The sequence below is a fragment of the Longimicrobium sp. genome, assembly GCF_036554565.1.
Lineage (GTDB): Bacteria > Gemmatimonadota > Gemmatimonadetes > Longimicrobiales > Longimicrobiaceae > Longimicrobium.
Genome location: NZ_DATBNB010000360.1, coordinates 1 through 8,022 on the forward strand (window position 1 = coordinate 1; position 8,022 = coordinate 8,022).

Sequence of the window (8,022 nt, forward strand, 5' to 3'; positions counted from 1 at the left end):
CAGCGTCGAGGCGAAGGTGGGGCCGTGGTGCGGCGGGTCGAGGTAGGATGGGTGCTGCGGATGAGAAATGAACTGCCGGGCCACCGTCGCTGTCCCCCCCAAATCGTTGTGCCCTGGCGGGCGCTAGCGACCGTCCAAAGGGCAAGGCCGGGGCCAAGGTTGGCCCGCCTGTAAGATCGTTGGTTTCAAACGACTTAGCCCCCCCTTGCGGCGCATCTGGGCGGATATTGCCGGGGACACGGGGGGACAGATGGGGCGGCCTTGTCCCACAGCATCGTCCCCGAAGTCTCAATCCCAGGGGAACGGGTGCGGGCGGCGGACGTATGAAGCGGTTCACACTGCAAACCGAAGGCGGGTCGGCGGATGGCCAGGAAGTACGGGATCAAGGAAGTGTTCGCCACGCTGCAGGGCGAAGGGGCGCAGGCGGGGATGCCCGCGGTGTTCCTTCGCTTCGCGGGGTGCAACCTGGGCTACGACGTGTGTCCGTGGTGCGACACCGACTGGGTGAAGGCCGAGTACACGCTGGACCTGGACGACACGCTGGACCTGGTGCGCCGCACGGCGTGGGAGGGCTTCGGGGGAGAGGTTCCGGGGCTGCTGCTGGTCGCCACCGGCGGCGAGCCCAGCCTGCAGCTGGACCGCCCGCTCTCCGATGCGCTGCGGGAACGCGGCTACCGTATCTCCATGGAGTCCAACGGGTCGCGCCCGGTGGACCGCTCGCTCGTGGACTGGCTGACGGTTTCGCCCAAGCAGGCGGAGTTCGCGCAGAAGGAGGGCGACGAGCTGAAGCTGCTCTTCACCGGCGGCGCGGTCCCGGGCATTACCCCCGACGCCGACGCGGTGCGCCGCATCGCCGACGGAACCCGGTTCGGCCACTACTTCCTGCAGCCGGTGGACGTGCCGGCGGCGGGCGGGCCCAACTACGGAGAGGTCATCCGGACGGTGATGCAGCTGGGCCCGCCGTGGCGGCTTTCGGTGCAGACGCACAAGGTGGCGGGCATCCCGTAGCGCACCACGGCTGCCCTGTGGATGCTACCGCGCACGCCTCCGCCAGCCTGCTGGCGGAGGCGTTCTGTTGCCCCGAATTCCGGCCCCCTCCCGCACGGAACTGCTGTGCGGAGCGGGGGTGAACTTCGATCGGGGTTCGGCCGGCTTTGGCGCCGCCCCGGGCGCCTCCCATCCCCAGCCCTTCCCCCGCAAACTGCGCGGGGGAAGGGAGCCAGTGTGGTGCGCTTCCCGAGCCCGTCGCCGCACCGGGGCCTGTCATCCCTTGGCCCAGGCGCGCTGCCTCGGGCGGGTGCCGGTGTTCGGGCTGGGGCTGCTGCATGGTGAGGCGCGCTTCGATTGCTCCGGCGCATTCCCCCGGCTGCCCTCTCCCCCGCCCCTCTGGAGAATTCGTGTGCATCTCGGCTGGCTCCGAGCACTCGACTTCGCGTGCAGTCCGCGAAGGCGGACTTCGGGCCTTTGTTGCCGCGAATTCATTCGCCCCCGCACGGCCGAGGCCTCCGCACCGGGCCTGCGACTTGCGCCAGCCGCCACCCCGCGCACCCGCGAAGGTGCGCTCGATCGATCAACGGAAAACGGCGAGGATGTACGGATGGCGGGGATTCTGGACGGGAAGACGGCCGTGGTGACGGGCGGCAGCAAGGGGATCGGCTACTCGATCGGCGAGTACCTGGCGCGGGCCGCCGCCAACGTGGTGATCTCGGCCCGCAACGCCGGCGAGGTGAAGGCCGCGGCGGACCGGCTGAATGCGCTAGGAGCGGGCACCGTGATCGGCGTGCAGGCCGACGTGCGGAGCTACGAAGACGTGCAGCGGATGATCGCGGCGGCGGCGGAACTGGGGGATGGGCTCGACATCCTGATCAACAACGCCGGCGTGGGCGGGTTCGCGCCGATGGACCAGATCTCGGTCGACCTCTGGCATTCGATCATCGAAACCAACCTGAACGGCGTCTTCTACTGCTGCCGCGAGGCCGTGCCCCACATGCGCAAGCGCGGCGCGGGGTGGATCATCAACATCGGCTCGCTGGCGGGCAAGAACCCGTTCGCGGGCGGCGCGGCGTACAACGCCAGCAAGTTCGCCATCGTGGGCTTCAGCGAGGCGATGATGCTGGACGTGCGGGAGGACAACATCCGCACCAGCTACATCATGCCCGGCTCCGTGGCGACGTACTTCAACGACCACACGCCCAACGAGGCCGACGCCTGGAAGATCCAGCCCGGGGACATCGCGCAGATCGTGATGGACCTGCTGGCCATGAACCCGCGCACCCTTCCCTCCCGCGTGGAGGTTCGCCCGAGCCGCCCGCCCAAGCGCTGAGCGATGGCCGGCGAGGGGAAGGGCGGCACGGCGGCGGCGTCCGCGGCGGGCGAGTCCGGGCGCGGGCCGAAGGTGCGCGCGATGATCTGGGACCTGGACGGCACCCTCTCCGACGACAAGGCGCGCGCCCACTTCGTGGAGGTGGAGCAGGGGCGGGCGCGCGACTGGAAGTCCTACTTCGACGCCATCGACGCCGACCCGCCCATCGCCGCCTCGATGGAGGTGCTGCGGGCGATGCACGCGGCGGGAATCCGCATCATCTTCCTGACCGGCCGGCCCGAGTACACGCGCCCCAAGACGGAGCGCTGGCTGAGGGCCAACGGGCTGACCGACTACGACGCGCTGGTGATGCGCCCCGGGGGCGACTTCCGGCCGGCGGGCTACTTCAAGGTCGAGGCGGTGGCGCGGCTGCGGCGGAAGTACGAGCTGGTGTGCGCCTTCGAGGACCGCATCGACGTGGCCGAGGCGCTACGCCAGGCCGGCGTGCCCGTCTTCCTCTACGGCGCCGGTGCCGAAGCCGCGGCCGAGGCCCTGGAAGCTCTCGACGTCGGCCAGGACGACCTCACCTCCGGCGGCGATCCGCGGCGCGGACATGAGAAGCGATACAAACCCCGCCGCGCTGAAGACACTTAGCGACACCGCAAACACCTCTACATCGGTCGCTCGGCCAATCCCTGCCGCATCGTGAAGTGGACAGCAACAAGCGGCCACTCAGATCACGCCACAGGCGAGCATTCAACTGTGATTTCTGGATACGATCACCCAAACGCAGCGCTTGACAACCGGACAGCCGCGCGTTATCCTGACATCGTGGTTTTGAGCCCCAGCAAGGATGGCAACATGAGCGTACGAATGACGCCGCCTCTCTCGCCCGAGGGCATCGAGGAGGTGCTCGCGGAGATGCGCCGCCCCCCGGCCGACACGCCCGAACGGCGCGCCACGTTTCGGCGCGCACGCTCGACGAGGTTCCTGCTCGAGCAGGTGATGGCGGCCACACCCGGATTCAGCTACCCGTAGCGCGTGCTGCAGCTGGACAACAGGCGCGGGCGGGGAAAAACCTTCCCCGCCCGCGTTCTGTTGCCCGTATGTCGGATTTGCACACGACCGAGACGGCGTTTCTGGATGATGAGCTTCAGATGCGCCCGCTGCTGGGCGACCCGCCCCTGGGCTTCGACTGCGGCTCGGCCGAGCAGAACGCGTTCCTGTATGAGCGCGCGTGGAACGACGCCCGCTGTGGCATCACGGTGACGCACCTGCTGTACGTCAAAGGCATTCTGGCGGCGTACGTTACCGTGATGGCCGACCGCATTAAGCTGGGCTCGCGTGAGCGGCCCCGGGGCGTTGTCTACGGGTTTGCTCCCGCGGTAAAGATCGCGCAACTCGGCGTCGACCGGCGATTCGCGGGCTGCGGCCTTGGCAAGCTGCTCGTTGCCTACGCGGTACAGATGGCCGTGATGTTTCGCCGCCGGATCGGCTGCCGGTACGTGACCCTGGATGCCCGGACGGAAGAGCTGATCCGGTGGTACGAAGCCCAGGGTTTCGTGCGGAACAAGGAAGAGCAGAAGCTTCGGATCGGGGATGCTGAACGCCGCGGCCGCTTGCCGGACGGGCTTGGGGTGAGCCTGCGGTTCGATCTGCGCGAGAGGGCAGAGTTATGATGACGGACGGGGACGGCGCGTGCCGTCCCCGTTCAGCATTCAGACCCGGCGAGTACCGATCAGCGGTCGCGCTCCAGCATGCTGCCCTCGTGCACGGCGTGCTCGCGGGCGGTTTCCTGGCTGCTCTCGTTGCGCTCGGACTTTTCGTACTCGGCGGTGATGCGCGCCATCATCTCGTCGCGACGGTCGAACAGGCGCTTGGGGGTGCGCGGCGCGTGCTGGTCCAGCGCGTACGCCGCCAGGATGGGCAGCGCCACCGTGGAATCCAGGTAGCACACCACCGCGTCCGGCAGCCGGTCCGGGTCGATCTTGCCCCAGCTGACCGCCTCGGCGGGGGTGGCGCCGGAAAGGCCGCCGGTGTCGGGGCGCGCGTCGGTGATCTGCAGGAAGTAGTCGTGGCCGCGCTCGTCGATGCCCATCACCTCCTGGATCTGCGGCTCCGTCTGCAGCGCGAAGTTCTTGGGCGAGCCGCCCCCCAGGATCCAGATGGCCGACTTGCCGCCGCTGCGCTTCGCATCGAGCACGATCGCCGCCGTCTCATTGACGTCGGCGTTGACGTCGAACATCAGCTTGTTTCCCTGCAGCGCCTTGGCCGCCACGTTCATCCCGATGGACGAGTCGCCCGGCGATGAAGTGTAGATGGGCACCGCGTGCTCGTACGCCGCGGCCAGCAGCGACTTGCGGCCGATGCCCAGCTCCTGCTCGCGCGCCGAGATGTACTTGCCGCACAGGTAGTGGAACTCGGCGCTGGACATGGGACGCTGGAACTCGTCGGCCGTAATGATCTTGCGGAAGAAGGCGTCGGTATCCAGCAGCACGGAGTAATCGAAGAAGATGTCGTAGATGCGAACGACTTCCTCCTCGCGCAGCACGGTGTCACTGATCTGCGGCGAGCCCTGGCGCAGCTCCAGCCCGATGCCGAAGTGCGTGTCGTGGTACAGGTTGGCACCGGTGCTGATGATCCAGTCGATGAACCCGGCCTCGATCAGCGGGATCACCGCACTCATCCCCAGGCCGGCCGGGGTGAGCGCGCCCGTCATCGTTACGCCGACGGTGACGTCGTCCTCCAGCATCTTCTTCGTGAGAAGATGGCACCCTTCGCGGAGCCGGGCCGCGTTGTACGCCTGGAACGTCCCGTCCACCAGGTCGGTGACCGAGAGCCCGGGAACGATCTTGGTGGGCTCGATCCGCCGGCCCGAGAGGAACTTCGATCGTGACATCGTCTGGTACGTAGAGAGAGATACGAGAATACGGCTACCGAGCCGCCGGCCCCGAGGCACGGGCGACTGAAGTCGCTGCAACAAACACACGAAGTCCGCCTTCGCGGACTACCTGCTCCGGTGCTCCACCACCGATGTGGCGCGCCCGGACCCCGCTGTTCCCCCTCTCCCCTGCGAAGCGGGGGAGAGGGCCGGGGAGAGGGGGCTCCCGAGGCATGCACGGCACCCCATCGAACCCCGATCGAAGTTCCCCCTCTCCGGCGCAGTTTGCGGGGGAGGGGCCGGGGGAGGGGCCCCCTACTGCGCGTCGGCCTTCTCCGGCGAAGCTGGTGTTCCCTCAACAGTGCCCGCCGTACCGAGTCGCGATGCCTTGCTCCGCCGGGGCGGCCTGCCGCTCGTCGCCGAAATCTCGTCGTAGCAGCGCACGATGGTCTGCACCGCCTCTTCCAGCGAGTCCGTCACCACCAGCATGTCCACGTCCTCCGGCGAGATCTTGCCCTCCGCCAGCAGGGTGCCACGAACCCAGTCGATCAGGCCTCGCCAGTACGCGGTGCCTACCAGGACGACGGGGACGTCTCGCACCTTGCCCGTCTGGATCAGCGTCAGCGCCTCGAACAGCTCGTCCATCGTCCCGAAACCGCCAGGGAAGATGATGAACGCCTCCGCGTACTTCACGAACATCGTCTTGCGGACGAAGAAGTACCGGAAGTTGATGGCGACGTCCACGTACGGGTTGATCCCCTGCTCGAACGGAAGCTCGATGTTGCAGCCGATGGACTGCACCCCCGCGTCGCGCGCGCCGCGGTTGGCGGCCTCCATCACCCCCGGCCCGCCGCCGGTGATGATGCCGAACCCCGCCTCACCCAGCAGCCGCGCCGTTTCGCGCGCGGCCGCGTACTCGGGATGGTCCGCCGGGGTGCGCGCCGAGCCGAAGATGGTCACCGCCGGCCCGATGCGCGCCAGGGTATCGAACCCCTCCACGAACTCGCCCATGATGCGCAGCACCCGCCACGGATCGGACCTCGTAAAGTCGAGCGACTCGGGCTGTTCCGCCGGCGACTGCAGCAGCCGCTCGTCTTCGGTGGACGTGCGCGTGCGCTGCGCGACGTTCAGCGTGGGGTTGTCCTGTTCGGCCATCAGTGGTGTACGCACGGGTGTGTCGGCGGCCGGACCGGCTCCGGCCAAGGGGCACAAGATAAGCGCCTGCGCGGTCCACGCAAAAAGCGGGGCTCGCGCGGCGGCGCGCGGCGCACCATTGTTCCGCCCGGCGAGTGTACCGGGCGACACACCTGACGGATGGGGCGGATGAGGATCTTCATGAGGCGCGGCACGGCGGCGCGCGCCGTTGCGATAGGAGCATGGCTGGCGCTGGCCGCGGGATGCCGCGACCGGGGCGAGCAGCCGAAGGGCGACGAGCAGATCGACGTCGGCACCATCGCCCGAAACGTGGAGCTGCGGCTGTACGTGGCCACCGACTGGGCGTGGAACGAGGAGGATACCCTTCGCGTCACCGTCGTCAACGGCACCGACCAGCCGCTGGCGGGCGCGAAGCTGAACCTGTTCGTCGGTTCTCCCGTGGACGTCCGCGTCGACTCGGCGGCCGCGAACGCCAACAGCGCACCCAGGCCGGAGATGATGTCGTCCGGCGAGGGGACGCGGGTGATCTTTTCCATCGGCACGCTGGCGCCGGGGCAGAGCGGCGAGTTCGCGCAGGCCATCCGCACGCCGCCGGCGCCCCGTCCGCCACTTTCGGAGGAGCGCGACACCTCGACGTCGTTCCCCGTGCGCGCGTGGGTGACCGCCGCGGACCAGCGCGAGTTGGCCGCCGCGCAGGACACCATCCGCATCCGCCCAGGCTCGGACGTAGTCGTCGGGGGATGCGGGGGGATCAAGGACGTGTCCGTGACCCGCTACGGCATCGGCCCCGTGCGGCTGGACATGAAGGCCTCGGACGTGCGGACGCTGTGCCCCGAAGCGCGTGACACGACATGGCGCGGACAGGAGGGGATGCCGGAGAAGGGGCTGGCGGTGGCGCTGGCTAAGCATCCCGTGCTCCTGGTGCTTTCGAACGACCGGATCTCGCGGATCGTGGTCGACACCGCCGGGCTGCGCACGGGCGCGGGCGTGGGCGTCGGCGCCACCCTGGCCGACCTGCGCGCCCGCTACGCCGTGCTGTGCACCGGCCAGGGCGACGGCGGCGTGGCGTTGTGGTCGCCGGTGGCGCCCGGCATCAGCTTTGGGCTGGACACGGCCGCCACGGCCGAGTGGAGCACGCGGCGCCTGCCTCCCGACTCGCTGCCCGAGCAGGCGAAGGTCACGTCGATGTGGGTGCGCAAGGGCGACGACACCTGCCCGCCTGCGCAGCAGGCCCGATGAAACGAACGAATCCCGAGAACCGAAAGAGGGCGAAGTGAGGATACCGATGGCGATCCTGGCGGACGAGGCCAACGTTTCCCAGGAAGGCAAGCTGAACGTGATGGGGATCTTCGACCGCATTGCCGCGGCCGATTTTCCCGTGATGCACCCGAAGATGGTGTTCGCGTTTCGCGTGGAGGCCGCGCACGGCGACGGCGGGCGGGGCTTTCCCGTGAACGTGGAGCTGCTGGATCCCGAGGGGGCGGTGCTGTTCGAGGCCGGGGGCGAGATGATGGCGCCGCGCGTGCCCGCGGGCGAGTTCACCACCAGCAACCAGGTGTTCACGCTGGTGGGGCTTCAGTTTCCCAAGGCGGGCCTGTACCGCTTCGTGGTGACGGTGGGCGATGCGGAACCCCACGAGACGCCGTTCCTGGTGCAGTCCACCGCGAACGACCCGATGATGAAC

General features: G+C 68.7%; 9 protein-coding genes. 7 read left to right on the top strand and 2 right to left on the bottom strand.

The window, feature by feature from the left end; genetic code table 11:
• Positions 1-363: 363 nt before the first annotated feature.
• The 5 genes from VIB55_RS10060 to VIB55_RS10080 all read left to right on the top strand — a co-directional run bounded on the left by VIB55_RS10060 (position 364) and on the right by VIB55_RS10080 (position 3,981).
• On the top strand, positions 364-1,008 hold the full coding sequence (locus tag VIB55_RS10060) for a hypothetical protein (protein ID WP_331876524.1): 645 nt from the start codon (positions 364-366) through the stop codon (positions 1,006-1,008).
• 589 nt (positions 1,009-1,597) lie between these two features.
• Entirely contained in the window at positions 1,598-2,323 is a 726-nt protein-coding gene (locus VIB55_RS10065; RefSeq protein ID WP_331876525.1) for an SDR family oxidoreductase, read from the top strand.
• 3 nt (positions 2,324-2,326) lie between these two features.
• Positions 2,327-2,956, top strand: coding sequence for an HAD family acid phosphatase (locus VIB55_RS10070; RefSeq protein ID WP_331876526.1), 630 nt, complete (start codon positions 2,327-2,329; stop codon positions 2,954-2,956).
• A gap of 207 nt (positions 2,957-3,163) precedes the next feature.
• Positions 3,164-3,340 carry a hypothetical protein gene (locus VIB55_RS10075; protein WP_331876527.1) on the top strand — a complete coding sequence of 59 codons (177 nt, stop codon included), beginning with the start codon at positions 3,164-3,166 and terminating at the stop codon, positions 3,338-3,340.
• Positions 3,341-3,408: 68 nt separating this feature from the next.
• Entirely contained in the window at positions 3,409-3,981 is a 573-nt protein-coding gene (locus tag VIB55_RS10080; RefSeq protein ID WP_331876528.1) for a GNAT family N-acetyltransferase, read from the top strand.
• Between the two features lie 59 nt (positions 3,982-4,040).
• On the opposite strand, the gene VIB55_RS10085 is transcribed toward VIB55_RS10080, so the two are convergent.
• Positions 4,041-5,201, bottom strand: a complete 1,161-nt coding sequence (locus VIB55_RS10085; protein ID WP_331876530.1) for a homospermidine biosynthesis protein — start codon at positions 5,199-5,201, stop codon at positions 4,041-4,043.
• A gap of 297 nt (positions 5,202-5,498) precedes the next feature.
• Positions 5,499-6,338 carry a TIGR00730 family Rossman fold protein gene (locus VIB55_RS10090; RefSeq protein WP_331876531.1) on the bottom strand — a complete coding sequence of 280 codons (840 nt, stop codon included), beginning with the start codon at positions 6,336-6,338 and terminating at the stop codon, positions 5,499-5,501.
• A gap of 168 nt (positions 6,339-6,506) precedes the next feature.
• Between VIB55_RS10090 and VIB55_RS10095 the strand changes: the two genes are divergently transcribed.
• Together VIB55_RS10095 and VIB55_RS10100 are read left to right on the top strand one after the other, a co-directional pair.
• Complete coding sequence (locus tag VIB55_RS10095) at positions 6,507-7,577, top strand: hypothetical protein (RefSeq protein ID WP_331876532.1); 1,071 nt, start codon at positions 6,507-6,509, stop codon at positions 7,575-7,577.
• A gap of 46 nt (positions 7,578-7,623) precedes the next feature.
• The coding region (locus VIB55_RS10100) for a DUF6941 family protein (protein WP_331876533.1) at positions 7,624-8,022 on the top strand (399 nt) is incomplete at its 3' end.